Source organism: Streptomyces sp. NBC_01013, from assembly GCF_045162765.1.
Taxonomy (GTDB): Bacteria; Actinomycetota; Actinomycetes; order Streptomycetales; family Streptomycetaceae; genus Streptomyces.
The window spans coordinates 8,119,731-8,146,516 of record NZ_CP108687.1; the positions used below are offsets into that span (position 1 = coordinate 8,119,731).

A 26,786-nucleotide genomic window follows, 5' to 3' on the forward strand; every position below is an offset into this window, starting at 1 on the left:
TGGTCGCGTGTGGTGCTGTTGCGGCGCAGCACGAGGATCGCGGTGTTGACGATGAGGAACACCACGAGCGAGGAAGACGAACGCGACCAGTGCGACGGGGAGCGTGACGAACTCGGCCAGATAATCGCCTGCGAAACCACGCGCCAAAGCCGCGACCGAGACGATGCCGGCGGTCAGCATGCAGTACCCGGTGAGGAAACCGGTGAACGGGCCGTAAGTCAGGTGCGCATAGTGCTAGGCACCGCCGGCCCGCGGGTATTTCGTGGCCAACTCGGCGTACGAGGCGGCTGTCAGCAGAGCCAGACACAAGGCCGCCGGCAACGGCACCCAGACAGCGCCCCCTGATTTTGCGGCGACCTGCCCAACTAGGACGGAGACGCCCGCTCCCAGCGCGTCTCCAAGAATGAAGAAGTACAGCAGTGGCGCGGTCAGGGCCTTTTTGAGGGAGGTTGTCTGCGGGCTTGGGTTTTCTGTCGTGACTTGAGACTCGAGGTGAGTTCACAGAGGCCCAGGTACCCCGGACGGCTCCTCGTAGACGGCGGCTGCTCCGAATGGCACGCTGAGCCGAGCCGGCAGGGCGGACGCCGCACAGATCCGGCCCGGCTCAGGGACGGCCGAGGAGTGGGTGACAGGCCGCCCTCGCTGATCAGTGGTGGCCGTGGGCACTGTTGGATGCGCCGCCGAAGAGTTTGGCGAGAGCACGGAACGGAAGCGTGACGACCGTAGCTATGGCGCTTCCGATGGACGCGAGAACATCTGCAATGGCCTTCAGCACGGTGGAACCTCCGGAGTTTTGCGCAACCTTCGAAAATGGTGCTTGCTTCTGTGGACTGTTATTCAGCGGATACCCGGCCGGGGGCGGTGGAAACGGGCGACATTCCGAGAAATCGCTGTGCCGCTCCGCGTTCTGCCGCAAATCCCCGGGTCTCCGCGGACTTCCAGGGATACAGGTCGGCGGTGAGGCTCCTGTGGAGTGGGCTTGCACGTCACGTGGTGTCGCGAAATGCGCTGCGTCGCAAAGAAGTCGGGTGACAGCTGGACAGTGGGAGAACCTGGAATGCGGAAGAACCCGGAGAATGCCTGCGCCGGAAGTCCGACTTCACTGAAGGGCGCACTCTTCATGCGTGCTTGACGTCGGCACCCAGCGCCTCGCTTCGGGCGATGGGTCACAGGCGGAAGGGCTGCGAGATGCCGCCCGGATCGCTGCCGACGGCCGGGCTCGGCGAGGACGTCGTCCTTGGCTCCCACCCCGCGGACAGCCCCCGCGATGATGGAACGGTTCCTGGTCGCGGGGCACCGGGCCGACCCGGTGAGCCCCGCCCTCAGGCGCCCGGGAGGAAGAGGCAGAACGGGTGACCGTGAGGATCACGGAGGACACTCACGTCCTCCTGGGGCTGGTGCTCCTCCAGCGTCGCGCCCAGGGCGCAGGCCCGCGCGGTCTCCGCTTCCAGGTCATCGACCTGCAGGTCCAGATGTGCCTGCATCTGCTGGGTGCCCGCTCGTGGCGGCCACACCGGGGGCGTATGGTGCGCCTCCATCTGGAAGCTGAGGCTGGGACGCTCCTGTCCGGGAGCGCGCAGCCGGACCCACTCGGGCTCCCGCTCCGCCTCCTCCCATCCCAGCAGAGCGCGATAGAAGTCGGCCAGGACGGGCGGATCGGGCGTACCTAGAACGATGGCACCCAGCGTCGTCGTCATGCCCCCACCTTGCCCCCACGCCCCGCTCCCATGCATCCCTCGCAGCCCTGCGGGGAGTCGGGTGCCCGGCAGGGCTCCGGCAGCCGGGTGATGCGGGGGTGGTCGAGTCATGGGGAGCGGGCGTGGGCGCCTAGCAGCGGGGTAACCGGGTGTTCCTCCCGCCTCGCCGACAGTCGGTGCGCTTGTCCCGTTCGTCTGCTTGCGGCCCGAACCGACGAAGACCTGGACCCGGATGACACTGGCGCACGGCATATACATGGCAGCAGGCATCGGCATACTCATGGCTGCCGTCCTTCCCCCGGTGGTCCGGCGGCGTCCCTTCTCACTGCCCATGGTGTTCCTCGTCGCGGGTGCGGCGATCGCCCTCCTGCCGCTCGACGTGCCCGTCGTGGACCCCGTACGTGATCGGGTCTGGGTCGAGCACGTGACGGAGGTCTGCGTGATCGTGTCGCTGATGGGCGCGGGACTGGCGATCGACAGGCCCTTCGGATGGCGTGCCTGGGCAGGGGCCTGGCGCTTTCTGGGGCTTGCCCTTCCGCTCACCATCGCCGCCATGGGGGTACTGGGCTGGTGGCTGATGGGCTGGCCTCCGGCGGTGGCCCTGCTGCTGGCGGCGGCGCTGGCGCCGACCGATCCCGTGCTGGCCGCGGAAGTGCGGGTCGGGGAGCCCACTAGTGGTGAGGACGAGGAGGACGAGGAGGAGGTGCGTTTCACGCTGACGTCCGAGGCGGGTCTCAACGACGGGCTGGCCCTGCCGTTCGTCCTCGCCGCCGTCGCACTGGCAACCGCGGCCGGGGACGGCTGGTCCACGGACTGGATCGGCCACTGGCTGCTGGCAGACGTACTGCTGCGGGCGGCCGTCGGCCTGATCGCGGGAGTGGCCGTCGGCCGCCTCCTCGGCCGGCTGTTCTTCCGTGCCCGCCACGTGCCCCTCTCGCAACAGATGGAAGGTTTCACCGCGCTCGGCGCCACTTTCACCGCCTACGGGATCGCCGAGCTGGTCCACGGATACGGGTTCCTCGCTGTGTTCGTCACGGCCTGCACCATCCGGGCCGCCGAGCGCAACCACGGGTACCACCAAGTGCTGCACGGCTTCAGCGAACAGATCGAGCGTCTGTTGACGGCTCTGCTGCTCTTCCTCCTCGGCGGCTACCTGGTCGCCGACGGCTTCTCGGTCCTCGGTCCGCACGGCGCGCTCCTGGGGATCGCTCTCCTTGTCGTGATCCGTCCGCTTGCCGGCGTGGCCGCCCAATTGGGGCTACCATCCGCGCGGCGCGAGCGTGCGGTCACGGCCCTGTACGGCATCCGTGGGATCGGATCGCTCTTCTATCTCGCGTACGCGCTCGGGGAGGGGCCCTTCGCCCGGTACGCCGACGAGCTGTGGGCGATCGCGGCGTTCACGATCCTCGCCTCGGTGCTGCTCCACGGCGCGACCGCCACGCCCGTGATCAGGCGCCTGGACCAGCGGCGTTCCCGAAGCTCCTAAGCCCTCAGCCCTTTCGTCCGGCCATCCCGGCGGACCGGCGGAGGCAGGGGCCCGCCCCGGCCCGCACCTGGTGCAGTCCGTGGAGGGCACCGAACATGTCCCGGGCCGCGCTGGGTCGCGAGTGTAGAGCTGACGGCGGCGGGAACATCCGCAAGGGGAACACGGGCACTGATCCCCACAGGCTGGATGGGTGTCACCAGCGGAAGGCCTGGGCTGCTCTTCCTTGGTCACCCTTTCCGTCCTGCCCACCTCTGCCGGCACGTGTTGACTTCCGCGTCTAGTGCAGATTCACTAGACACTTACTGATGTCCTCTCACTATGGGGTAGTGATGCGGGAGCTGACGACAGGGGGCCTCTGGGCAGGCAGAGTGCGAGGGATCACGCTGTGCGGGTATGTGGCGCACGTGAGCACGGAGAGGTGCGGGGCGCTGTGACTGCTTACTCGTTCACGTCGCGTGTCGTGGTTCGTTCGGGCGTCGCCCGAGTGATTCTCGTCGGTGAACTCGACCTGGACTCGGGGCCAGCCGTCCAGGAGGCGGTGAGTGCTTGCCTGGCGAAGAAGGCGACGATTCTCTGCCTCGATCTGACCGGCGTCTCCTTCTGCGACTGTGCCGGCCTGAGCGCCTTGCTCAGGGCGCGAACGGCCGTTCTTCGGGCAGGCGTGGATCTGGTCGTGGAAGGAGTGGGAACCCAGCTGGCGCGTCTGCTCCGCCTCATCGGGGCCGAGGGCATCCTCACCGAGAGGAACGCGAACCCGGAATCGACTCGATGCGCGTCGGGAACGGCCGCAACTCACCGTCACGCCGAAACGGTGGCCACCGCGGATGCACGACTTCGGAAACTGGCATGATCATGCGATCCGCCCCTTGCAAGGATGCACCGATGCCTTCACCCTTCACGCACTGCCGACCGGTCAGGATCCTGCTGGTCGAGGACCACGACATGGTCGCCGAGGCGATATGCCTCGCCCTGGAGCGCTCGCCCGATCTGCGGATCGTGGCGCGTGCGGCGTCGGTGGCGTCGGCGCTGGCCGACGCGCAGCGATACGAGCCGGACGTCGTACTGATGGACCGGCGCCTGCCCGACGGTGACGGAGTCACCGCCATCGCCGATCTGCTGGCACTCGTGCCGGGCGCCCGCGTCCTGGTCCTGGCCGCCGAGGGCAGCGCCTCGGTAGCCGCGCGCGTCGCGGAGGCGGGCGGGGCAGGCCTCATCCTCAAGGCGCGCGGTCTGAGCGAATTGGAGGAAGGCGTCCGGCGGGTGGCAGCGGGTGAGGTGGTGTTTGGCCAGGACCTCTTGGGCGACGTACTGGAACAGCTGACGGGCCGGGTGCCGGGGCTCGGTACGAACCTCACGCCGCGGGAACGTGAAGCCCTTCTTCTGCTGGGGGAGGGGCACAGCACCGCGGAGCTCAGCGAGCAGCTGGGGGTGGCTCTCAACACGGGGCGCAACCATGTCCAACGGGTGCTGGAAAAGCTGGGAGCGCGTTCCCAGCTGGAAGCCGTGGCGATCGCGCGACGTGAAGGGCTCCTCCGATGACGGAGCAGCCACAGCAGACGGGGGCGAGAAAGCCGCCGGCTCCGTTGTCGGATGCGGCCTTCACCCTGCTGGTTCAAGGGGTGCTGGACTACGGCATCTTCATGCTCAACCCGCAGGGCTACATCATCAGCTGGAACGCCGGGGCGGAGCGGATCAAGGGGTACAGGGCAGAGGACATCGTCGGACAGCACTTCTCGGTCTTCTACCCACCTGAGGACCAGTCCTCGGGCAAGCCGGCGTGGGAGCTGGAGACCGCCGTGGCCGAGGGCAGGCTCGAGGACGAGGGCTGGCGTGTCCGCAAGGACGGCTCCCGGTTCTGGGCGAACGTGGTCATCACCGCCCTGTGGGACGAAGAGGGCGTGCTGCAGGGATTCGGCAAGGTCACCCGCGACATGTCGGAACGGCGGGCAGCACAGCATGCCCTCACCGAGCGGCGGCGGTTGTTCGATCACCTGGTCCAGGCGCAGGAGACGGAACGGCGCCGTATCGCGTGGGACGTCCACGACGACTCCATCCAGGCGATGGTCGCTGTCGGGATGCGGCTGGAATTGCTCGCGGACAGAGTGCCGGAGCCGTACTCCGCGGAACTGCAGCGTCTCGACACGTCGGTGCGCGAAGCGATCGGTCGCCTCCGCAGTCTGACCTTCCGGCTGCATCCGCCCGGGATCGACCGCCACGGCCTGATCGAGGGACTCGCCAGCCACTTGGGTGACGTAGTGGGTTCCTCTTGGGGGATGCCCTACTCGTTCGAGCACCAGCTCGACCAGGAACCGCCGCCCGAGACGGCCATCACCATCTTCCGCATCGTTCAGGAGACATTGCTGAACGTGCACAAGCACGCACGCGCGAGCAGGGTGGACGTCCGCGTCGAGTCGGCCGACAGGGGAGTCCTGACGCGGGTGAGGGACGACGGAACCGGCGCCCCCATGGCCGAGGACGGCACCCGCGAACATTTCGGTGTCATCGAGATGCGGGAGAGAGCCGAGACGGCAGGAGGCTGGTGGTCCATGCACAGCCGACCCGGAACAGGTACGACAGTCGAGTTCTGGGTGCCCAATCCACTTCCGGTCCCGGACGCGGCGCCGACGGACGATGCGCTGTGACCGCGGCAGCACCGGACGGCTTCCCGGGCTCACCGTTCAGCGTGATCCTCTGTGACGACAACGTGATGCTGCTGGAGACCCTGAGCGAGGTCATTCAGGTGCAGCCCGATCTGGAAGTCGTGGGCGCCGCGCGTAACGACCGACAGGCACTCCTGCTCGCGAACCGTCACCGGCCGGACCTCGTCATCCTGGACGTCCGCTTCCCCGGCGGAGGCCCCTCCGTTGCCAGGGACATCGCACGGTGTTCACCGGCCAGCAGGATCGTGGCGTTCTCCGCGTACGACGACAAGGGTTCCGTCGAGCAGATGATGAGTGCCGGCGTTTGCGAGTACGTACTCAAGGGCGCGAGCAACCGCGAACTCGTCGCAGCCCTGCGCCGGGCGGCAGAACCTCGGTGAAGCCGCGGGGACCCTTCGGTTCCCGTCCCGGCAGCCACAGCCGTCATTGCGGAGACCGGCGGCTCAGCCGCACGGTGACGTCCGGGGCGTCCATCCCTGGCCCCACGAGCAGAAGGCGGCCGACGCGCAGTGCCTGTGAAGGGCTGGGCCGTCCCAGCCGGTCCGTACACCTTCTACGGATCGAGCAGCATGCGTCCTCGCGGCGGATTAGGATCGCCCGCCCGCCCAGGTGACCGGGCTCCTCGCCCCCCTCAGGAGTTGCCCGCTCATCCGCCGGCCGGAGGCACGCTCATCGCCAGGAGCGCGGTGTCGTCGTCGAGCCCCTCGCCGAACGAGTCCAGGAGCGCGGTGAGGGCCCCGACGACACGTGTGGCCGAGGCGGGAGCGAGAGTCCGGGCGAAGTCCAGGAGGGCTTCGTCGCCATAGCGTTCACCCGTGGGCGACGTACGCGCCTCGGTCAGACCGTCGGTGTAGAGCAGCAGGGCGTCACCGGGGCCCAGATCCACGGTGACCGTGGTGAACTGCGCGTCCGGAACCACTCCGACCAGCTGTCCGCCCGGCGTGGGCCGGTAGTCGGCACTGCCGTCGGCACGCAGCAACAGGGCAGGAGGGTGCCCGCCGCCGGCCAGGACGATGTGGAACCCCGTGGCGTTCTCTGCGGGTGTCAGAAGGCCGAAGATCACCGTGCAGAACCGTGGTTCGTCGTCCTGTGCCTGGTGGTCGAGAGCGGTGTTGAGGTTGGCGAGCACCGTAGCCGGTACTGGATCGGACACCGCTGCGGCTCGCAGGGTGTACCGCGCCAACGACGTCACCACGGCCGCGTCGGCGCCCTTGCCGCGTACGTCCCCCATGAAGAAGCCCCAGCGACCGTGGGCCAGCGGAAAGAGATCGTAGAAGTCCCCGCCGACCTCGTCGGGAGATGCGAAGTGGTAGTGCGCGGCGACATCAAGGCCCGGCACCGGTTCGAGCGTCGGCGGGATCAGGGTGCGTTGCAGGGTCGTGGCGAGGCGCTGCAGGCGTTCGCGGTCGCGGTCGGCCTCCTGCCGCGCACGGAGGAGTTCACGCTCGTAGGTGCGTCTGTCCCGGGCGTCCAGGAGGGTGGTGCGGATCAGCAACGGATCGCCGTCGCGGTCCTGCTTGACGACGGAGGTGACCAGGACGGGCAGCCGGCTGCCATCGGCGGCCTTGAGCTCCAGGGCAATGCCGCTGACCTCGCCCTGCATGCGCAGCAGGGGTGAGAAATGTGTCTCGTGATAAAGCCTCCCGCCGACGGTCAACAGGTCGGGAAACTTCTTGTGGCCTACCAGTTCCTCCCGGCGGTAGCCGAGCCATCTCAACAGCGTTCCGTTGACCTTGGCTATCCGCCCGTCCATCAGTGTCGAGAGGTAGCCGCACGGGGCGTTCTCGTACAGGTCCTCCGTGCTGTCCTCCAGCAGAGCGGAGAACGACAGCTGTTCCTGGTCGCGGTCACCCGCCGCCCACCACTCGCTGGCCTCCTCGCCGTCCGGGTACACCGTCACGACCCCTGCACGAAGGCGATGATCGCCTCAGCCGTCTCCTCGGGGGCGCTCAGCTGGGGGCAGTGACCCGTCGAGTTCAGGGTGACCAGCCGACTGCCGGGAATCTGTGCCTGGACGAAGGCACCCACCTCACGCGGGGCGATCGTGTCGTGTGCACTCTCGGCGATGAGCGTCGCTACGGTCACCTTGGGGAGATCCGCGCGGTTGTCGGAGAGGAAGGTGGCCCGCGCGAAGACCCGGGCCATCTCAGGATTCGTACGGCAGAAGCTGTTGGTCAGCTCCTCACCCAGCTCGGGGCGCTCCGGGTTTCCCATGATCACCGGTGCCATCGTCGCGGACCAGCCGAGGTAGTTGCTTTCCAGGGACTCCAGCAGTTCGTCGATGTCCTGCTCGCTGAATCCGCCGCGGTAGTCGCCGTCATCGATGTACGACGGTGAGGGGGCGAGAAGGATCAGCTTGTCGAAAAGCCGGGGTTCCCGCACGGCGGCAAGGACACCGATCATGGCGCTGACCGAATGCCCGACGAAGACCACCGGCCCGAGGTCGAGCTCCCTGCATATCTCGATGACGTCCTGCGCATAGCCATCCAGGGAGGAGTACCGCTCAGCGTCCCAGGCGGACAGGTCGGAGAGTCCCGACCCCACGTGGTCGAAGAGGACCACCCGAAAATGCTCCTCCAGCGTGGGCGCGACGAGACGCCACAGGTTCTGATCGCAGCCGAAACCATGGGCCAGCATCACCACCGGTCCGCCATCCCGGCCCGTCACCGATATGCGGTTTCTTGTCCGGACGTCCATAGGAACATCGTGACACCCCCCGCGCGGGACGGCCTGCGCAGCCGGAGAAGGGCGACTCCCCAGCACGGCCGGAACCGGAGCCCGTCTGCTCCATGCATGATCAGAGCTCCGTATTCCCGCAGCAGGCCAGGTCAACGGGCACACCCGGCGTGGCGGCGACCCCTGGACGCACGGCGTCCACGGTCATGCGCCCGGTGAACGGCAGTGGCACGGGAAGTACGCACGGAGCAGCGCCCACACCGACGCGAAGACGCTCCTCGACGGCGACGGCGACGGCGACAGCGACAGCGACAGCGCGGCAGTGGGCGGTCGGCTCTCCCCCGCGCGGGGACGCTTGCCGGCTACTACGTCACCGATACGTGCAGCCCACGGCGTTCGGAGAGGGTGCGGCTGTTCCTCCCCGAGAGCACGGTCGCGCCGGAGGATTCCGTCCTGATGCTCGACGCGTGTGCCGGCGCGCCTCTGGAGCACACGGAGGAGGCCCAGGCCAACGGACCTGCACCGGGCGGCACGCGTGGGCGTCATCGCGGGGGAGTGGGCTTTCGACCCCCGACCGACGCCGCAGGGAGCGGGACAGCCTTTAGGTCGGTTCGCCGGACGTGGGAAACCAGAGGGTCAGCGGGATCACCCCCACGCGCGTACGACTGCGGGCGAGGTGCAACCACGGCAGTTGAGCCAGATTCCGAAAACGCCAGGCACCATGTCATCCGGCCTCCTCGGGGCCGCCGCGCCCTGCCCCTCCGGTCATGGCCCTTCCGTCAAACGTTTGGTCGTCCTCCAACGCGGGGAGTCGTCATCAGGTGCGTCCGGAGACGCGAAGTGGAAGGGCACGCGAAGGTGGACGGCCAGCGTCCGACCGGCCTCAGCGGCGGCAACACCAGGAGGAGGGCCGTCGGATCGGTGGTAGACAGTCGCCAGGTGGCCCTCTCCATCCGGGGCGTCCAGCACCGCGACCAGGAGTACGAACCAGTTGTGCACTGTATCGCCGTCCCAGAGCGCCTCCACCGCCGCCACACGGCCCGGGAGAGCCGCGGCACGGGCTGCGAGCGAGGGGAGGTCCAGCGGATCAGGCGGCGTGCGCCGCACACGGTCGCCCAGAGCCTCGTATCGCGCGTGGACCACCCGCTCGGCTTCGTGCAGGCCAACCCCCAGCGGGCGCAGCGCCTCCCAGACGGTCCTGACCGCCGACAGCCGGCGGTCGCACAGGACGTCGGCATCGACTTCTCGGCAGGTCCGTTCCTCAAGGTAGGGCCACCAGCCACTCACCGGGCCGCCAGCCGGGATATCAGGGTGCGCGTCATAGGTGCGAACGTACGCCAGGACTAGTTGCCCGCCCCGGGCCGCCCTCATTGGGGTGCTGTCGATCCTTGGTTCCGGCTTGCGTTCTGTGATGCCGGCCTCTCGATCGCGAGGTCGGCGTCGTCGGACGCGGGTAACCAGAGGACAGCGGGATCACCCCCCCCATGCGTGTACGACTGCGGGCGAGTTGCAGCCACTGCAGTTGAGCCAGAGCGCGAGTCGGGTTTCTGGTCCAACTTCTGCGACCGGTGACGCTGGGTCACGGCTCCGCCTGCGGTAGGCGCGCATGGATTGTCGGTAGTGGGTGTCAGGATCGGGTCTGTGGAGCGATACACAGCTGATCAGATCCAGGTAATAGCCTTCGAAGAGCACGTTCGGACGCGTCCGGCGATTTATTTCCGGGTCAGCAGGGGCAGCCCTGAGCTTCCGACAGAGGTTCTTCAGCAGGCGGTGTGGGATGCGCTGCACCACCGCGACGGCACGCACGGCCGGATCAGCGTGGAGATCGAATCGGACCTGAACTTCACCGTGGAGGATGATCAGCGCCGTGCTGCTGACGAACAGGGGAGGCCTCTTCCTGGATTCTTCGGCTCCCTCCTCGGCAAGGAGAGATGGGCGCCGGCAGCGGCCGCCGTCCTGAGTGTCCGTACGGTTGTTGAGGTCTGGCTCGACGGTCGGGGCTACCGCCAGGAACTGGCAGGGGCGACACCGACGGGTTCCTGGGAAGAGTTCGCCACGCCCAAGCTCTCCGGTACACGGACCACCTTCCACCTGGACCCTTCGTACTGCGGCCCCGATGAGGCGATCGCCTGGTCATTGCTCGCAGAGGAACTGCACGGCCAGGAGTGCGATGCGCAGCCCTCGCCGGTGACCTTCCCCATTCACGACCTGCGCGCAGAGGCTGAGAACTCAGCCGACGAGGACGGATTTGAGCTTCAGGCGCTCGCTGACCGGCAGGGCGCCGGGGTGGGTCAAGATCCAACCGGCGACGGTTCGTGGGGATGATGGATGGGCCGCCGGTGCTGTCGGGGATGTGCGGAACGGCTGGAGGTAGGCACGAACGGCCGACTCGGTGAAGGTCACGCGGAGGCACGAGCGGCGGCGGGACGTGGCGTCGGACTTCAGGCTGTCCGCCGCTCTCGCCGGACACTCGGCTGGGCAGAGGCGCAGCGGCACCGCCCGGCTCCCGAGCACGATGCGGATGCGGATGCGGTGGCAGCGAGGCTGCGCCGCCCGCGGGCCGGGGGCGTGTGGACATCCGGCGATGCCGACGCCCCCGCCCGGGACCGGTTCCTTCGGTGCCCTGATGCCCATGCACCGGGGATCCTCCACGCGGGCGCGCGGGTAGGGCCCCGGTGTTGTCACGCCCGAGCGCCTACCATCCCGACCACTGCTCAACTCCCGCCGCAGGCCCCACGCCTCCCCGCCCGGAATCGGCTACGCGGCCCGGGTGAGTTCGGCGCGGCCGAACAGCAGGGCATATCCGGGCGGGAGCTGGCCGAGAATGCGGTCCAGGAGGTCGGAGTCCGCGAGGTGCGCCACGACGGTGAGGACGGCTCCGGTGTCCCAGCGCGTGGTGGCAGGCGTGCCGCCTGTGCGTGTGGCCAAATCCTTGACGAAGCCCCAACCCGTGAGGGGCTGCGGGTCGGGAATCTGGCTGGTGAAGTCGAGGGCTGCCTCGGCGGGGAGACGAGCGGCGAGGTCGACACGTTCGTCGCCGGTGAGCTGACGGCCCAGGGCTGCCAGCACGGCACGCGTCACCTCCTCGGCCCGTTCCCGGGTGGGATACGCGCCCTCGTAGCGGATCCATTCCGTCATCTGGTGAAACGTCATGCTCGCTTGCAGAGTGGTCGGTTCACGCAGCGAAAGCATTGCGGAGTTGTCGCCTTTCTCGTTCGAGGGCGTATTCGCCCGCGGGTCAGGCCGGCCGGGGCAGCTCCGACCGGCTCACTGATTCTGTGAGGGCACGTCACATGAGAGCTCAGGTGTGCTGGGGGCAGCCGAAGAGAAGGTCGTACCCCGGGGGTAGTTGAAGCAGGATGCGGCGGGTGAGTTCCTCGCCTGCCGCATCGGCGGTCACGCTCAGTACGGCGCTGACGTCCCAGGCCGCGGTCTGTTCGGTGGCTCCCTCGATCCATGCCGCGGTCGCCCGCAGAAACCGCTCCGGAGGAAGCGGCTCCGTGGCCTGCAACGGGTTGAGCAGGATCAGGGCGAAGGTCTCAGGGAGCCGGGCGGCCAGCTCGGCCCGGACCTCACCCACCAGGTGCGCACCCAGCAATGCCACGACCGTACGCGCAGCCCGTTCGGCTTCCTGAGCCGTGGCGTACTCGCCGCGTTCCCGTACGTGATCGAGGAATGCTTCCCATCGCACGGTCACCACTGCCCTTCTGCATGGTGTGGTAGCAGGGCGGGGGAGCAGGGAGACCGCTGCCCCGCCCTGCGCCTTCGGCCTCGGCGGCGTGAGTCGTCAGCCGCTGATCTGCTTGTGATCGGAGTTCGTGCCGATCGCGATCTTGCGGGGCTTGGCACGCTCGGCGATCGGGATGCGCAACGTCAGCACCCCGGCCTCGTAGTCCGCCGTGATGCGCTCGGTGTCCAGGGTGTCGGCCAGCACCAGCTGGCGGGAGAAGACGCCGAGGGGCCGCTCGGAAAGCTCCATCTGCACGTCGTCCGCCTTCGTGACCGGGCGGCGTTCGGCCTTGACGGTGAGCATGTTGCGTTCGACGTCAATATCGAGCGCGTCCTTGTCGACCCCCGGCAGGTCGAAGGCGATCACGTACTCCTCGCCCTCGCGATAGGCATCCATCGGCATGGCCGAGGGCCTCGACCAAGTGCCGGTCGCGCCGGTCAGCTGCTGAGCGAGCCGGTCGAGTTCGCGGAACGGGTCAGTGCGCATCAACATCGCGAAAACACCTCCACAGGTCTGGCAGAAACTGCCAATGCGCTTCGTCTGATCCCGTTGTAGCATGTCATCCAAACGATGACAACCTGGAAGTCATCCAAAGGGTGACGCCGGAAAGGATCTTCATGACTGCTACCCCCGAGCCCCGTGATGCCACGCCCTTCTTCGCCGCCGCGGCAGCGCTGGACACGATCAACGAGGCCGTTCGCACCGCCCGGGCCACCGGTACGGGGACGCGTTCCCCTGAGGGGCACGCCAGTGCTGAGCAAGCCCTGGCCGCGCTGCTCCTCCTGCGGGAACTGCGCGATCAGCTCGCAGAATGGGAACCCGGTCTGATCGAGGCAGCCCGGGAGGCAGGATCCAGCTGGGCAGACCTGGCCCACCCCTTGGGCGTCGCCAGCCGCCAAGCCGCGGAGAGGCGCTACCTGCGCGTGCGTCCGGGGGCTCCCGGAGCCACCGGGGAACAACGGGTGCAAGCGACCCGCAGCCGCCGTGCCGCCGACCGCACCGTTACTGCCTGGGCCCGGACCAACGCCGCGGACCTGCGCCGGCTCGCCGGCCAGATCACCTCACTCACCGACCTCCCTGCCCGGGCCGGCGCCCCCCTGGCCCGTCTTGCCGAAGCCCTTGCCGACGACGACGCGGCCGGCCTCATCGGCCCGCTCTCCGACACCCGCACCCATCTCAAGGCCGGCCACCCCGAGTTCGCAGCCCGCATCGACGCCATCACGGACAGCACGGATCAGCTTCGCCAGACCCACAGCGACCCGCACTGAACACCCCGTGCACGTCCTGTGATGTGACCGAGGACCACGTGGCCCGGCCGTCCGTGCTCGTGGCCCCGGCCTCGGATGTCGAACGGACAGGGAAGATCACATCGCTGGGCGTGGCGGAACCATCGCCCAGCGAATCGCGGCGGTCAGAGCTCGTCCGGTCGGCGCCACACAGGCTTCGGCGACCCCGGGCAGCCGGGGAAGTTCGAGTGCTGTACGGGCCCACCGGGGGAGGGCGGCGACGGAGTTCGCCGCGAGAACCGCATAAGGGGCACGGGCAACCCAGGGCAGTGGAGGGTGCAGCAGAATGAAGCGTGCTGCCTCGCGTGCTTCGCTGGTCGGGCGCAGTTCACCCCGGTACTCCCCGAGGCGGGCGGCGAGTTCTCTGCGATTACGCGGAGGATCGATGACGCCGAGCGCTTCCGCCACCCGCGCCGCGTCGGTGATGTAGCCGTCGCACCCAGCCGCGTCGAGCGGTTCGACCCCGAACCGCTGGTGGGCAAGCAGGAAACTCTCGACCTCGGCCACGTGCACCCAGCCGAGAAGGTGCGGATCAGCGGCGTAGTAGGACTCCCCGCGCGAAGTCGTTCCCCGGACCCGGCTGTGCACGGCGCGGACGTGGTCGACCGCCCGCTGCGCGTCGTCCGCTGTCCCGTACGTGGTTACGGCAAGGAACGTACTGGTGCGCTGGAGCCGTCCCCAGGGGTCGCCGCGGTAACCGGAATGAGCCTCCACGGCGGCCATGGCCAACGGGTGCAAGGACTGGAGCAGAAGCGCCCGCAGTCCACCGATAAACATGGACGCATCCCCGTGGACAGAGCGGATTGGCCGGTCCGGACCGAACCAGCGCGGGCCGGGCGTTTCGTGGATACGGGCACGGTTCTTCGGCCCTGCCGGCCCGGCGACCTGGGCAAAGATCGCGCTGCCCAGCCGCTCCCGCAAGCCGGGTGCGGCATGCGCGGACGAGTCCATAAGGCCAGTATGCGCTCACAGTGCTGGGGACTGGTGCCAGTCCGTAGCGGCCGCGCGGCGGACTGGTGCCGGACCGCAGTGGGGCCACAGCGGCTGCGCGGAACACCCGGATGAATGCGGGGCGTGACGCCGAGCCGGGAGGCCCGGCCGCTGGAACCGGCGTGAGTGTGGAAGCGCCGGGGTGTTGCGGGCAAGGGTGTGCTCCACGGGGCCTCAGGCTTCAGCCCGGCACCCCGGCTGCAGATCGTGATCTTGATGTGGCAGCTACGGTCTGTGTCACCAGAGGGCGACGGACCTCTCCTGTGTGACGAACTGGGTGACGTGGTGGAGATTCTCGCGCTACGTGCCCGTGGGCAGCGCTGGCAGAGCTCGCTGTCTTCTTCCTTTCAGCGGCCCATCAGCCGCAGCAAGCGGCTCTGCCGGACCTCGTGGGCCGGAGGCGGGGCCCCTGGGGCGGCGAAGAACCGATGGGTCGTGTCAGGGGAGACGGGCGACTCCGCCAACCCGGCATAGATTTCAGCGAGGTTGTCCTCGATCCAGGCGACGAGTCCCGGATCGAGCTCTTCGGGAACGCCGAGGGCCCGGGCCAGATCCCAGGTGTGAATGACCGTGTCGGTGGTCCGGACCGCGAGAGCCTGTCCTCCGGCTATGGGGCCGAGGGGGTAGTCCAGGGTCCACTGGAGAGCACCCGGCTTTCTGAACGCCGTGGCGCACTCCCGCACCGAGCGGGTGTACGCGCGCACTGGATCGCTGCCCAGGGCGTCCTCGTCCCGGAGCCGTAGGAATCGGCGGCCGGTCCGCCGTTGAGCAGAAGAACGTAATTGAGATTTCCCCGGGTCGCGTGATTGACGAGGTGCCGGACGTCCCATTCCGCGCAGGGGGTGGGCGCTGTCCACTGTTCGGGCCTTACCGAGCGCAGCCTGCGGCCGAATTCGGACGCAGCACGTAGATAGAGGTCGACGATGTCTGCGAAGCGGTATGGCATGTTTTCAGCGTGCAGGGTGCGGGGGGCGGCATGCTGGCGGAAATCGGACGCCGCGTTGGTGCCGCATACCTGCGCGTCTCGTCGAATGCCTACTCGTCCACCTGCTCGTCACCGTGGACAGCCCATGGTGCGGATTCACGGGGCGCGCTCGCCGGACGCGGGCGCGCAGCTCTGCGGGCCGAGCCGTTTGGACGGACATTCGAGCTCAAGGGCTTTCCTGGTCGGGACGGAGACCGGTGGCCATCCCACTGGCAGGTCTTCGCCGAGCCCGGGACCGCGGAAGCGGGACGTCCACCACACACCGATAGCTCGACGGCCCACCCGGGCTGATCGATGGAAGAGCCTGCCTTGCATCCTGAGCATGGCACCCGGGGCTGAGGCGACGACGGAGGTTGTCGCTCAGGGCGGGCACCAGGACCTGTCGGAACCGCCTCGGCGGCTAAGGTCGATCGCGTTCGCGAGATCACCGACGCCCTGGTTCCGGGGCACCGAGGAGCTGTCGATGCAACAACCGGGTCCTCGGTATGCAGCGCGGCTTGCCACTTATGGGGCCGCGGCCACGCGCCTGGCCCTCCTGAGCGACCGGCGGCTCGCCGAGGTCGTGGGCACCGCCGGCCCGCTCGGGTCAGGAATCGGCGGCAGGTCGGCAGAGGTGGACATCGACGGGACGCGAGTGTTCGTCAAGCGGGTCCCTCTGACAGATGTCGAGTTGCGGCCGGAGAACGCGAGGTCGACAGCGAACCTCTTCGACCTGCCGATGTTCTACCAGTACGGCGTGGGCTCAGCCGGGTTCGGGGCCTGGCGTGAGCTGGCGGTGCACGTGATGACCACCAACTGGGTCCTGGGGCGCGACTACGAGGGCTTTCCGCTGATGTACCACTGGCGGGTCCTGCCCGACTCCCCTCCCGAAGGGTTCGCTGACGAGTTCGGGGGCATCGACGGGGCGGTTGCCCACTGGGAGAGCTCATCTGCCGTGCGCGAGCGACTGGAGGCCATCGGCCGGTCCTCGTCGAGCCTGGTCCTGTTCTTGGAACACGTCCCGCAGACACTCGGCGCCTGGCTGCACGACTACCGGATCGCCGCACCGGAGGGCGGGGAGGGGGCGCCGTACCTGTGGGTGGAGGATGCCCTGGAACGAGGGACAGCCTTCATGCGCGCGCAGGGGCTCGTCCACTTTGACGCCCACTTCGCCAATGTTCTGACCGATGGGCGACTGCTGTACTTCGCAGATTTCGGACTCGCCCTGAGCTCTGGCTTCGAACTGGCAGCGGCTGAGGCGGAGTTCCTCTCCGACCATCTTGACTATGACCGTTGCCACACCATGAACCACTTGCTCCGCCACCACCTGCCCGACGGACTGCGCAATGGTCTGGAACACGAGGTGTTCCTGGGTGAGTGGATTGCCGGTCACCAGCCCGATGGGGTCCCGCACGAGATTGCCTCGATCATCGACCGGCATGTTCGAGCCGCCTCCGTCATGAGCGAATTCGCCCGTCGTCTGCTCACCGAGAGCAAGCGGACACCATTTCCGGCTGCCGAGATCGGGCGGGCCTGGGGTCCCGCGATCACCGCGCGCCGCTGAGGTCTGCTGCAGAAGTTCGTCGTCGGGACGTGTCGGGCCCGCTGTGTGGGACCGGATCTGATCGCTGCCGCCGCTGAGCTCAGTGAGTCGGCACCGAGGCGGCGGCTTGCGGCGCAGAGAGGGCCGGCCCCGAGGTCCCCCGGCAGGTCTGGGCACCGTTTGCCCTGGAGCGAGGCCAATGACGGCAGCGAGGGTGCGAACGGGCCGGGAACGTGCCGGGGCGCCCGCTGGTAAACTCGGGGGCACGCTTTCGAAACCGTTGGGGCCCGTACCGAGGGGTACGGGCCCCGGCGCGTTCCGGCGGTCAGACCGAGGAAGGTTCCCCATGAACGCGAAACTGCCGGCTCCGAAGGACGAACCCGCGTCGGCGCCGACGACTGCCAGCGACCTGTCGCCGGTCGAGTCCTTTGACGCACTCGGGCTGCCGTCGGAGCTGACGGTGGCGATGACCGGGCTCGGCGTGACGGAGCCCTTCCCGATCCAGGCGGCGACCCTGCCCAACGCACTGGCCGGCCGTGACGTGCTCGGCCGCGCGCGGACGGGCTCCGGTAAGACGCTCGCCTTCGGGCTTGCGCTGCTGGCGCGGACGGCGGGGATGCGAGCGGAGTCGAAGCGGCCGCTCGCACTGGTCCTGGTGCCGACCCGGGAGCTCGCACAGCAGGTGAGCGAAGCGCTCGCACCGTACGCACAGGCGCTGAACCTGAGGCTGGCGACGGTGGTGGGCGGGCTGGCGATCAACCGGCAGGCGGCGCTGCTGCGGACCGGCGCCGAAGTGGTCGTCGCGACGCCGGGGCGGCTCACCGACCTCGTATCGCGCCGGTCCTGTGATCTGCAGCAGGTACGGATCACCGTGCTCGACGAGGCGGATCAGATGTGCGACCTGGGGTTCCTGCCACAGGTCTCCGAGATCCTCGACCAGGTCCGTCCCGACGGACAGCGACTGCTGTTCTCCGCCACGCTTGACCGCAACGTCGACCAGTTGGTGCAGAACTACCTGCATGAGCCGGCAGTGGCTTCGCTCGACCGGGTGGCCGGCTCGGTCACCACGATGGAACACCATGTGCTGAACGTCCACCCAGCCGACAAGTACGCGACCGCGACCGAGATCGCCGCGCGGGACGGCCGGGTCCTCATGTTCCTGGACACCAAGGCCGGCGTCGACCAGTTCACCCGACACCTGCGGGCCAGCGGCGTACGGGCTGCGGCCCTGCACAGCGGGAAGTCGCAGCCCCAGCGCACACATACGCTCGCGCAGTTCAAGGACGGTGAGATCACCGTGCTCGTGGCCACCAATGTCGCGGCACGAGGCATTCACATCGAGGCGCTCGACCTCGTCGTCAACGTCGACCCGCCGGCCGACGCGAAGGATTACCTGCACCGTGGTGGGCGTACGGCACGCGCCGGGGAATCCGGGAACGTGGTCACCCTGGTCACCCCGAGCCAGCGACAGGACGTGAACCAGATGATGACCAAGGCCCGGATCCGGCCGACCATCACCCAGGTGCGCTCAGGCGAGGAGAAGCTGACGGCCATCACCGGGGCGAAGCGCCCGCCGATTGAAGGGAAGGGCAGCGGCAACGCACCTTTCCGTGGCATGGGCACTCGTCCGGGCCGCCCCAAGGAGTCCCGCAAGACGGCCGACGCCCGTAAGACAGCGGAAGCACGAGCGGCGGCCCGGGTGCGCAAGGGACGCTGACCAAGCCGGACTTGCCCGGGTGCGCTCAAGGGACAGTGGCAGACGGGACATGCACTGCTCGCGGGAGGGCCTGGCTGCAGGTAGCCGGTTCTACCACCTCGCGGCTGCTCCGGTCATGGATGACCGTCCTCCGCGCACCCGGTGAACGGGTGGTCCGGGTGCCGCGAAGAATCTCCCCGGCATCAACGTGTACGGCGCCGCACTGTTGGCGGGTAGACCGCAGGGCGGAATCCGTCAGCAACGGTCGCGGAGCGCGGACTTGGTGATCCCGGAAATCTGGGCGCCGCCAGGTCGCGGTTGCCTCGACCCGGCGGCAGCTCCGCCCCTGAGGCAGATGCGCTCTGCACCGCACCGCTCGCCTGTCGGCAGACAGGAACGGTGTACGCCCCCGCCCCGTCGCACATCCCTCAGCCTTCAGCGCAGCGCCGCAAAGCCATCAGCGCGCGCATCACGACCGCCCCCACTCGCAGCACAGCAGGGCGCTGCACCCTTTCCCGCGTGCGGGCGGTGAAATCGGATCGCTTCGGCTCGGCCGGGTCGTGAACAACTCCCACCTGTCAACTGGTGGAGAAGTAATGACCGTTGTCCAAATCGGCGAGCAGACTGGGCTGAGCGGGTTCCCAGCCGAGAGTCCGGCGCGTGATGAGGTTGGAGGCGGGGAGGTCCAACGTGACCACGTTCGCGAGGAACCCGAAGTATCCCGGCACCGTCAGTACGTCCAGGGGAACGCTCACGGCGGGCAGGCCCAGACGGCTGCCAATGGCCTCGGCGATGTCGCGGACCGGAATGCCCCTGTCCTCAACCGCGTGCCAATATCTGCCGGCCGGGCCCTTCTCCAGCGCCAGCCGGAACAGGGAGGCGACATCGTGCACGTGGACGGCGCCCCACAGGTTCGCCCCGTCTCCGGGGTAGCCGGCGAAGCCCTTCTCCTTTGCGAGCGCGATCAGCGTGGGGAGGAAGCCGGCCCGATCGGTCGCGCTGTGCATGATGGGAGGAATCCGTACGACCGAAGACCGCACTCCCTGCTCGGCGAGGCCGACTACGGCGGCTTCCACGGCGTTACGCACCCACAGGGTGCCCTTGTGCTCATCACCGCCGGGAAGGGCCGGGTCCTCCTCGGTGACCGGTCGGCCGAGGTTCCCGGGCGATCCCGTACTCCCCGCCGTGACCAGCGGCTTTCCGGTTCCCGCGAGTGCTTCGCCGTACGCGAGCATGACGGGGAGCTCGGCGGCGGCGACGGCGTCCATCCCGCCGGACGGAAGCAGATCCTGTCTGTTTGCGACGTGGATGACGCCGTCGGAGTCCGCAGCCGCCTCCTTGAGCCCGTTGAGATCCTGAAGGTCGCCGCGGCGCACCTTCGCGCCGAGCGCGGACAGCGTCGCAGCGGCCCTGTCCGACCGCGCCAGGCCGGTGACCTCGTGCCCGGCGGCGAGGAGCTCGGGGACGATGTACGAACCGGAATGGCCGGTCCCGCCAGTGACGAAGACGCGCATGTTGCTGGTCCTTGTGAGTGAGGTGGCGCGAGCAGTGGTGGTGCGGGTGCGCTCAGCTCAGAATGCTGACGCCCAGGAAGAAGTTGGTGTGCTTGACGGAGTGGGAGACGAGGCCGAGTTGCAGCAGGGCGACGCTCTCCAGTGCCCGCGCCATAGCCAGTTTCCCCGTGTCCATCGGGCGCAGCCCCAGGCTCTCGATGAAGGCCGACACGTGTGCCTTTGCCCGTGTGTCGTCGCCGGCGATGAACACGTCCATCGGGTGACCCTCGGCTGGGCCGGCTGCCAGGACATGGGAGAACAGGGTGTTGAACGCCTTGACGAGATGCGCGCCGGCGGGTGCGGCGGCGGCGATCTCCTGAGCACCGGAACTGCCGTCGGGGGTGACGAAGCCCTTGAAATCGGGGGAGACGGGGTTGGTGATGTCGATGATGACCTTGCCGCGGAGTGCGTCCCCGTATTCGCTGACCACCGCCGCCGCGCTGGCGTACGGCACTGCGAGGACAACGATGTCGCCGGCCGGGGCGGCGTTGACCGTCCCGACAGTGGCGCCGCCGAGCGCGGCTGCCAACTCCTTTGCTTTCGCCGGGTCGCGGCCGATGATCTCGACGGCGTTGCCGCCGGCGAGCGCCCGGCCGGCCAGGGCGCCGGCCATGTTCCCCAGGCCGATAATGCTGATGCTGCTCATGAAGTCCTGCTTTCTGGATCGTGATATGACGCCATGTCAACCCCGTCGTGGTTAACGCCTGCGTCCTCGACGCTGTCGAATGGCGAGATGGGCGGCGCTCAATTATCGAAATGCCAGTTCCGGGCCTTGAAGCTGCTGTCGAGTCCCGATGTCGAACTCTTATGTCGAATTCCCTCCGGCCCGCCCGTTGGGCACATATGAAGAATGGCATTGGCCTGCGTCGGGTGTCCAAGACCTCTTTCAACCCTGGTGATACCCTGAAGGCATCGCCGGCCGGGGAGGCGTCATGGATCTGGACCTGCGCAAGTTGCGCTACTTCGTCGCCCTCGCCGGCCAGCTGCACTTCGGCCGCGCCGCCGATGAGCTGCACATCGCGCAACCGGTGCTCAGTCGGCAGATCCGCGCGCTGGAAAAGGATCTCGGCACCCCGCTGCTGACAAGAGACAGTCATGGCGTGGCGCTGACAGACGCCGGCAGGCAGTTGCTGACCGACGCCGGCCCACTGCTGGCCTCCGCGCACGCCGTCCGCCGCCGAGTGGCTGTGGCCGCGCGCGGCAGCCAGCGGCTAATGGTCGGTTTCCGGGCAGGCGTTGCGGTCGCTCCGGCGGTACAGCTGTTCGCTACCCAGCACCCGGACGTGATCGTGGACGTGCGGCGAATCGAGTGGGACGACCAGGCCGCGATGCTGCTGGACGGCCGCATCGACGTCGGTTATGTGCGGCTGCCCATCGACGAGGCCGGCCTGCGCGTCGCTCCGCTGTATGCGGAGCCGCGGGTGGCGGTGCTGCCCGTGGGCCACCGGTTGGCCGGTCAGGAGCAGGTCACTGAGGCCGACCTGGCCGGCGAGCCGCTGGTCTGGCATGTCGACACCAGCACACAGCCCACCAGGCGCCCGCACCCCAACGCCGGATACCGGGTGCGCGGGGTGGAGGAGACGCTTGAGCATGTCGCGGCCGGCCGGGGTATCTCGTTCCTGGCCCGTTCGGCGACCGTGTTCTACTCGCATCCGAACATCAGCTATGTCCCCATCCCGGATCTGGCGCCCGATCAGGTGTGCCTCGCAGTTGCGGCATCGCGTACCTCGCCGGTCGTCGACGCCTTCTTCGCTGCGGCTCAGGCGACGGCCGAGATCACAGCAGAATGTGGGAACTACGAAATGTGGAAGCTCGGAAGCAGTCCCGCTTCAAAACATGGTTGAGCAGGTCGACCGGTATCCGTGGCAGCAACGATGGGCGTGCGACACAGCAATGGTGAAGGAATTTGAATCGATGGCGGCGGCGCTGTTGGCGCACAGCTCGAACGGACGCCGCGCAATCGCCCTCGAATCGATGGGAATCATGATCTCGTTGATCTCGTTGATCTCGTTGATCTCGTTGAAGTCGTTGAAGGAATTGTCGCTCGATTCCGAGAAGTGCTTTTCCTACTCGATCGTGGGCGGCGGCCCAGCATGAACGATGTTCAGTCCACCCTCCTGTACCGGACGGGGCGAACCTTTCGCGTTTGGCGCTACGGAGTGGGGCACGCGCGTCTGCTTCTCCGTTCTCTGCCCAGTGGAGAGCACACCGACCAACTTGACCTGCACTTCGAGGCGGTCGACGCCATGCAGCTCGTCACACGCTACGAAGGGCTTGAGATACATGCGGTCGACGAGGCGGAGTTCGCCCGTGTTTATGAGCAATCCGGGATGCCTGCCGAGTGGCGGGGGACCAGGCTCGTCGTTCGGCTGAGGTCCAGCAGCGGCAGTGGGTTCGTACAGTACTCACTCCTACCTTGACCCAAACGAAACCGCCTAGCCGGGGTCGACCAGGACACCCCGTGGAAGCTACTCCGGCGTGGCCGCCCTCGCGCCACTGGCGTCGCCAACGTTCCACCGATCGTTCCGAGACCCGCAGCATGGCAGCGATCTCCCGGTTCTTCCCGCCAGCCTTGAAGCACGTCACGGCATGGCGCCGGACCCGCTCCCTCGCGTCTCTCGCGACGTCGGTCAAGCCGCCGCCCTGCGAATATCTCACCGAACGAGGACTACCGGGGTCACCTTCACACTGTCCGGCGAACAGCCCGTCATCACCCGATCAAGTTCAGTAGTGCCTCCAGGCCCGCTTCTATGCCGTGGTTCTCCATCGACCAGTCGTACGTGTCGAGCCGGGACGCGGTCATCAGCGCCGCGATCAGCGTGCGGTCGCCCAGGTGGTGGCGTCCATTTTCGTTGTTTCGGCGCCGACGAGGTTTCTGGTCGTTCAGTTAGCTCAAGACGGCCATCGTTGTTCATGTCAGGCAAAGAACTCATTCAGGCACACGCCATGCCATACGGCATACCGTGTGTGGCTCAGGTGCTCTCGGCCATAACCAGCTCTTTCAGGAGAGTGTTCGAGCTTCCGTCACTTTTCAAATTGAGTCGTTGGCCGCCTTTTGTGAACTGACTGGATGCCTCTTTCGGCGGCATATGCCAGAAGTTGTGGTGGGGGCAGGTTCCTGCGGGTTCTTTCACGGACCACACATTTCATTGACGTGCGATGTCTCGCGTGCCTATAGTCCGCCAGCGACCTTCACTGGAAGGTCATAGGTGTGATGGACCCGGGGGGGTCCCGCAACGGGGTTGGGGTGGGGTATGTCTGTTGGCAGGCGGAGATCTGCGCGGGTTCTGGGCCCGCTGTTGGGCCTCGCGCTCATGGCCGGGGCTGCTCCCGCCTATGCGACCAGCCCCGGCGCCGTGGCTGAGGCGACCACCCTTGCGACCGACTCGGTTGCGGAGCAGACCGCGCTGGCCCAGGCCGCCGAGACCGGGGAGTCGGTCGAGATCACCGCAGCGCGCACCGAGTACGCCACGACCGCGGCGAATCCCGATGGGTCGTTCACGCTGACGCAGTCGACGGTCCCGCAGCGCGTGCGTGCCGACGACGGTTCGTGGCGCAGCGTGGACACGACGCTGGTGCGCCGTCCCGACGGTTCGGTGGGGCCACAGGCGGCCGTGGTGGATCTGGCCTTTTCCGGCGGGGGCAGCGGCAAGGACATGATCCGGCTGGGCAGCAAGCAGGGTTCGGTGTCATTGGGCTGGCCCACCGCGTTGCCCGAACCGACCATCGACGGCGCGACCGCCACGTATGCGGATGTCATGGCGGGAGTCGACCTGGAACTGACCGCGACAGCCGAGGGCTATCACGAGGTGCTGGTCGTCAAGTCGGCAGCAGCTGCCGCCAGCACGGAACTGGAGCAGGTGACCCTGTCTGCATCCGGTGAGGGCCTGCAGGTGGTGCCTGGTGCCGGCGGAGGGCTGCGCGCGGTCGACGGGAACGGGAACACCGTTTTCCAGGGCCCGGCCGGCCAGATGTGGGACTCGGCAGGCGGTCAAGCGGCAGCGCCCCGGTCGGCCCGTGCAACGGCGATGGATGATCCCCAGGATCCGGCAGGTGAGGGCAACACCACCCAGCCTGGGGTGAACGACACCACCGCGGTCCTTCCGGTCAGCGTCGAGGGTAAGTCTGTTTCGGTGACTCCGGATCTGGACCTGCTGCGAGGTGCGGAGACGGTGTATCCCGTGCGCATAGACCCGTCCGTCGGGCTGTCCGAGCGGTCGGTGATTTCCTCGGACGGTGACCGGTGGTGGGACTTCAAGGGGGAGTACGGCGTCGGGATGTGCGGGACCGCGGACGGGTACTACTGCGGTAACGGATACAAGAACCGGATGCTGTACGAACTTGCGCCGACTGGGCTCGCAGGCAAATACATTCTGGATGCGACGTTCCGCGCATTTGAAACATGGTCGTTCAACTGTGATCCGCACTGGGTGGATCTGGTGCGGACCGACAACATGACCGAAGGCACCCGTTGGCCGGGCCCGAACGTGCTGGACCTGATGGGCGACAGGAATGTGTCATACGGGCGGGGAGACAGATGCAGCCCCACACCGCAGCCCGACAGCTGGGTTGAGTTCAACGACAATCCCGCCGAGGCGGACGAGAACCTGAAGTCCACTGTCCGCTCGTTCGCCGACGGCAAGATCAGCCGTCTGACGTTCATGCTCAAGGCAAAGGACGAGACCGATCCCAGAGCCTGGAAGCGCTTCGACGAAAACGCTGAGCTCAAGGTCAACTATGCGCACCGGCCGGGTGTACCGACCAGTGTTGGTGTCATCCCGGGCAACGGCAATGTCGCGTACTGGCGGAAGACTTCGACGGATCCCCTGATGGTGACCCGGATTGACCCGATGGTCCAGGCACGTGTTCAGACCAAGGTTGAAGCGCACCTGGGGGAGAACGAGGGATCTCTGCAAGCTGAGTACGTCGTCGAGCGTGGCGACGACGCAGCCTGGCACGAAGTCTGGTCCGACTACCGGCCGGCCAGCGGCTGGGTCCCGGACGAAACGCTGCAGAACCTGCGCACCTCCAGCCGCGCGGACGGAGGCTTGTACCGACTCAAGGCGCGCACGCAGTCCCATTGGTCGTACGACGGCGCCTCCGGTGACCTGTTCTCCCCCTACTCCTCCTGGTGCTACTTCAAGATCGACTCCACGGCACCGAAGGCACCCACCATCACTGCGGGCACCCCGTACACCGAGTGCACGGTGAACCTGTGCAACCCCAGCGGCGGTCCCGGCACGCCAGGCAGCTTCACCTTCACGCACAACTCGGCGGACAGCGACGTCAAGGCATTTCGGTGGCGCCTGCTGACCACCTCGGCCCAGAAGACCAAGCAGGTCAGCGGGTCCACCGTGACGGTCAATGACGTCACCCCATCCCTGGCCGGCACGCAGGTGCTGTCCGTGGAAGCCAGTGACCTCAAACTCGACTCTTCCGGCCGGACACGTTGGGGCACGCCGGCAGAGTTCACCTTCAAGGTGTCGACGCCAGCTGGCCCCGTCGGTCGCTGGCACCTCGACGACGGCCTAACCGGATCGGGTGTCGTGGTGGCCAAGGATGTGGCCACCGAGGCAGGCGCGCGGCACGATGCAACGCTCGTCGGGTCTGCCGGCGCCACCTGGTCGGGTCGCGGTCGCCGCGGTGATCCGGACTATTCGTTGCGCCTCAACGACGCCGCGACGAATCCGGCAGATCAGGTCGGTCATGCGGCCACTGCCTCTGCTGCGGTGAACACCAAGGACTCGTTCACCGTCTCGGCATGGGTGCAGTTGTCGAACCCGTCTGAGAATCGGGTCGTTCTGTCCGAGTCCGGGGTGAACGGCAGCGCGTTCGCCCTCTATTACTCCGCCAGTTTCAAGAAGTGGATCTTCAATCGCATGGACAGGGACCAGGCGGATCCCGCGTTCATTCGATCCGTTGCCGATGGGAGCAATCCGCCACTGAATGTCTGGACACACTTGTCCGGAGTGTTCGACTCCCAAGGTGACGCGAACAAGAGCAATGACACGATCCAGCTCTTCGTGAACGGACGACCGCAAGGGGAACCTGTCACGCTTTCGGCTAGCGCCGCTACGTACGAACCGTGGACCGCGAACGCTGGTCTGCAGATGGGCCGTTCGATGGAGAGCGGCGGGTATGGCGGGTACTTCTTCGGACTTCTGGACGAAATTGCCGTCTGGCAACGCCCACTCACCGGCGACGAGATCATGGAGGAATCTAAAGCCGCCGTGGACAGCATCCCCACCAACGAGTTGGTGGCCCATTGGGATGCCGCAGCAGCGACGGAGACAGAGATTCCGGAGAGCCCTGCCACGCTTTACGCTCCGGGTTCCCTGAAGTTGGCCGGCGGCGCGGCTCGCAATGACGAGCACAGCGCTGTGGTACTCAACGGGACCACTGAGCTGTTTCCAACCTGACGGTGGTGTCCGTCAGTTGGGCGGCTCTGCATCGCGGTGAAGCTCCTGGTAGGAGGTGTCACGACCAAGATCCACCGTGCCCCACC

At 67.5% G+C, this 26,786-nt stretch carries 25 protein-coding genes and 1 pseudogene; 12 read left to right on the top strand and 14 right to left on the bottom strand.

Annotation, left to right across the window (positions count from 1 at the left end):
* Positions 1-66 precede the first annotated feature (66 nt).
* The 3 genes and pseudogenes from OG538_RS35215 to OG538_RS35225 form a co-directional block, all read right to left on the bottom strand.
* Positions 67-420 (bottom strand): annotated as a pseudogene (locus OG538_RS35215) (amino acid permease); the annotation flags it as partial.
* A gap of 226 nt (positions 421-646) precedes the next feature.
* Positions 647-775 carry an LPFR motif small protein gene (locus OG538_RS35220; RefSeq protein WP_406099688.1) on the bottom strand — a complete coding sequence of 43 codons (129 nt, stop codon included), beginning with the start codon at positions 773-775 and terminating at the stop codon, positions 647-649.
* A gap of 547 nt (positions 776-1,322) precedes the next feature.
* Positions 1,323-1,697 carry a VOC family protein gene (locus tag OG538_RS35225; protein WP_406099689.1) on the bottom strand — a complete coding sequence of 125 codons (375 nt, stop codon included), beginning with the start codon at positions 1,695-1,697 and terminating at the stop codon, positions 1,323-1,325.
* A 232-nt stretch (positions 1,698-1,929) separates the two neighbouring features.
* Between OG538_RS35225 and OG538_RS35230 the strand changes: the two genes are divergently transcribed.
* The 5 genes from OG538_RS35230 (at position 1,930) to OG538_RS35250 (ending at position 6,223) form a co-directional block, all read left to right on the top strand.
* Positions 1,930-3,183: a cation:proton antiporter gene (locus OG538_RS35230; protein ID WP_406099690.1), complete on the top strand. Its 1,254-nt coding sequence runs from the start codon at positions 1,930-1,932 to the stop codon at positions 3,181-3,183.
* A gap of 460 nt (positions 3,184-3,643) precedes the next feature.
* Positions 3,644-4,033 (top strand): STAS domain-containing protein, encoded by a 390-nt coding sequence (locus OG538_RS35235; RefSeq protein WP_406099691.1) that lies wholly within the window; start codon positions 3,644-3,646, stop codon positions 4,031-4,033.
* 32 nt (positions 4,034-4,065) lie between these two features.
* Positions 4,066-4,722, top strand: coding sequence for a response regulator (locus OG538_RS35240; protein WP_406099692.1), 657 nt, complete (start codon positions 4,066-4,068; stop codon positions 4,720-4,722).
* Positions 4,719-5,825 carry a PAS domain-containing protein gene (locus OG538_RS35245; RefSeq protein WP_406099693.1) on the top strand — a complete coding sequence of 369 codons (1,107 nt, stop codon included), beginning with the start codon at positions 4,719-4,721 and terminating at the stop codon, positions 5,823-5,825. Before OG538_RS35240 ends, OG538_RS35245 begins: the two co-directional genes overlap by 4 nt.
* The gene (locus OG538_RS35250) at positions 5,822-6,223 is read left to right on the top strand and encodes a response regulator transcription factor (protein WP_406099694.1); all 402 of its coding nucleotides are present in this window, start codon (positions 5,822-5,824) and stop codon (positions 6,221-6,223) included. The genes OG538_RS35245 and OG538_RS35250 overlap by 4 nt, the downstream gene beginning before the upstream one ends.
* Positions 6,224-6,489: 266 nt before the next feature.
* Here the strand turns inward: OG538_RS35250 and OG538_RS35255 are convergent, their stop codons facing one another.
* Both OG538_RS35255 and OG538_RS35260 read right to left on the bottom strand, forming a co-directional pair.
* A complete protein-coding gene (locus OG538_RS35255; protein ID WP_406099696.1) occupies positions 6,490-7,743 on the bottom strand; it encodes a PP2C family protein-serine/threonine phosphatase in 1,254 nt (417 codons plus the stop codon).
* Positions 7,740-8,540: an alpha/beta fold hydrolase gene (locus OG538_RS35260; protein ID WP_406099698.1), complete on the bottom strand. Its 801-nt coding sequence runs from the start codon at positions 8,538-8,540 to the stop codon at positions 7,740-7,742. Before OG538_RS35260 ends, OG538_RS35255 begins: the two co-directional genes overlap by 4 nt.
* Positions 8,541-10,160: 1,620 nt before the next feature.
* Between OG538_RS35260 and OG538_RS35265 the strand changes: the two genes are divergently transcribed.
* Positions 10,161-10,844 (top strand): hypothetical protein, encoded by a 684-nt coding sequence (locus OG538_RS35265; RefSeq protein ID WP_406099699.1) that lies wholly within the window; start codon positions 10,161-10,163, stop codon positions 10,842-10,844.
* Between the two features lie 432 nt (positions 10,845-11,276).
* On the opposite strand, the gene OG538_RS35270 is transcribed toward OG538_RS35265, so the two are convergent.
* The 3 genes from OG538_RS35270 to OG538_RS35280 form a co-directional block, all read right to left on the bottom strand.
* Entirely contained in the window at positions 11,277-11,711 is a 435-nt protein-coding gene (locus OG538_RS35270; RefSeq protein WP_406099700.1) for a DUF2267 domain-containing protein, read from the bottom strand.
* 109 nt (positions 11,712-11,820) lie between these two features.
* Positions 11,821-12,216, bottom strand: a complete 396-nt coding sequence (locus tag OG538_RS35275; RefSeq protein ID WP_406099702.1) for a DUF2267 domain-containing protein — start codon at positions 12,214-12,216, stop codon at positions 11,821-11,823.
* A gap of 90 nt (positions 12,217-12,306) precedes the next feature.
* Positions 12,307-12,741: an Hsp20/alpha crystallin family protein gene (locus OG538_RS35280; RefSeq protein ID WP_406099703.1), complete on the bottom strand. Its 435-nt coding sequence runs from the start codon at positions 12,739-12,741 to the stop codon at positions 12,307-12,309.
* A gap of 125 nt (positions 12,742-12,866) precedes the next feature.
* Between OG538_RS35280 and OG538_RS35285 the strand changes: the two genes are divergently transcribed.
* A complete protein-coding gene (locus OG538_RS35285) occupies positions 12,867-13,517 on the top strand; it encodes a type III effector protein (RefSeq protein ID WP_406099704.1) in 651 nt (216 codons plus the stop codon).
* A 96-nt stretch (positions 13,518-13,613) separates the two neighbouring features.
* Here OG538_RS35285 and OG538_RS35290 read toward each other — a convergent pair whose 3' ends face one another.
* From OG538_RS35290 to OG538_RS35300, 3 genes are all read right to left on the bottom strand, one after another.
* On the bottom strand, positions 13,614-14,486 hold the full coding sequence (locus OG538_RS35290; RefSeq protein ID WP_406099705.1) for an oxygenase MpaB family protein: 873 nt from the start codon (positions 14,484-14,486) through the stop codon (positions 13,614-13,616).
* A 386-nt stretch (positions 14,487-14,872) separates the two neighbouring features.
* The gene (locus OG538_RS35295) at positions 14,873-15,229 is read right to left on the bottom strand and encodes a hypothetical protein (protein ID WP_406100457.1); all 357 of its coding nucleotides are present in this window, start codon (positions 15,227-15,229) and stop codon (positions 14,873-14,875) included.
* Entirely contained in the window at positions 15,133-15,471 is a 339-nt protein-coding gene (locus tag OG538_RS35300; RefSeq protein ID WP_406099706.1) for a maleylpyruvate isomerase N-terminal domain-containing protein, read from the bottom strand. The genes OG538_RS35295 and OG538_RS35300 overlap by 97 nt, the downstream gene beginning before the upstream one ends.
* 502 nt (positions 15,472-15,973) lie before the next feature.
* Between OG538_RS35300 and OG538_RS35305 the strand changes: the two genes are divergently transcribed.
* Entirely contained in the window at positions 15,974-17,053 is a 1,080-nt protein-coding gene (locus OG538_RS35305) for a protein kinase family protein (RefSeq protein ID WP_406099707.1), read from the top strand.
* 325 nt (positions 17,054-17,378) lie between these two features.
* Positions 17,379-18,749: a DEAD/DEAH box helicase gene (locus OG538_RS35310; RefSeq protein ID WP_406099708.1), complete on the top strand. Its 1,371-nt coding sequence runs from the start codon at positions 17,379-17,381 to the stop codon at positions 18,747-18,749.
* Positions 18,750-19,306: 557 nt separating this feature from the next.
* On the opposite strand, the gene OG538_RS35315 is transcribed toward OG538_RS35310, so the two are convergent.
* Complete coding sequence (locus OG538_RS35315) at positions 19,307-20,242, bottom strand: SDR family oxidoreductase (RefSeq protein WP_406099709.1); 936 nt, start codon at positions 20,240-20,242, stop codon at positions 19,307-19,309.
* A gap of 52 nt (positions 20,243-20,294) precedes the next feature.
* The gene (locus OG538_RS35320) at positions 20,295-20,927 is read right to left on the bottom strand and encodes an NADPH-dependent F420 reductase (RefSeq protein ID WP_406099710.1); all 633 of its coding nucleotides are present in this window, start codon (positions 20,925-20,927) and stop codon (positions 20,295-20,297) included.
* Between the two features lie 286 nt (positions 20,928-21,213).
* On the opposite strand from OG538_RS35320, the gene OG538_RS35325 reads away from it, so the two are divergent.
* On the top strand, positions 21,214-22,125 hold the full coding sequence (locus OG538_RS35325) for a LysR family transcriptional regulator (RefSeq protein WP_406099711.1): 912 nt from the start codon (positions 21,214-21,216) through the stop codon (positions 22,123-22,125).
* On the top strand, positions 22,118-22,378 hold the full coding sequence (locus OG538_RS35330) for a hypothetical protein (RefSeq protein WP_406099712.1): 261 nt from the start codon (positions 22,118-22,120) through the stop codon (positions 22,376-22,378). Before OG538_RS35325 ends, OG538_RS35330 begins: the two co-directional genes overlap by 8 nt.
* A 159-nt stretch (positions 22,379-22,537) precedes the next feature.
* On the opposite strand, the gene OG538_RS35335 is transcribed toward OG538_RS35330, so the two are convergent.
* The gene (locus OG538_RS35335) at positions 22,538-22,939 is read right to left on the bottom strand and encodes a helix-turn-helix domain-containing protein (RefSeq protein WP_406099713.1); all 402 of its coding nucleotides are present in this window, start codon (positions 22,937-22,939) and stop codon (positions 22,538-22,540) included.
* Between the two features lie 596 nt (positions 22,940-23,535).
* Here OG538_RS35335 and OG538_RS35340 point away from each other — a divergent pair.
* Entirely contained in the window at positions 23,536-26,700 is a 3,165-nt protein-coding gene (locus tag OG538_RS35340; protein WP_406099714.1) for a LamG domain-containing protein, read from the top strand.
* Positions 26,701-26,786 lie beyond the last annotated feature (86 nt).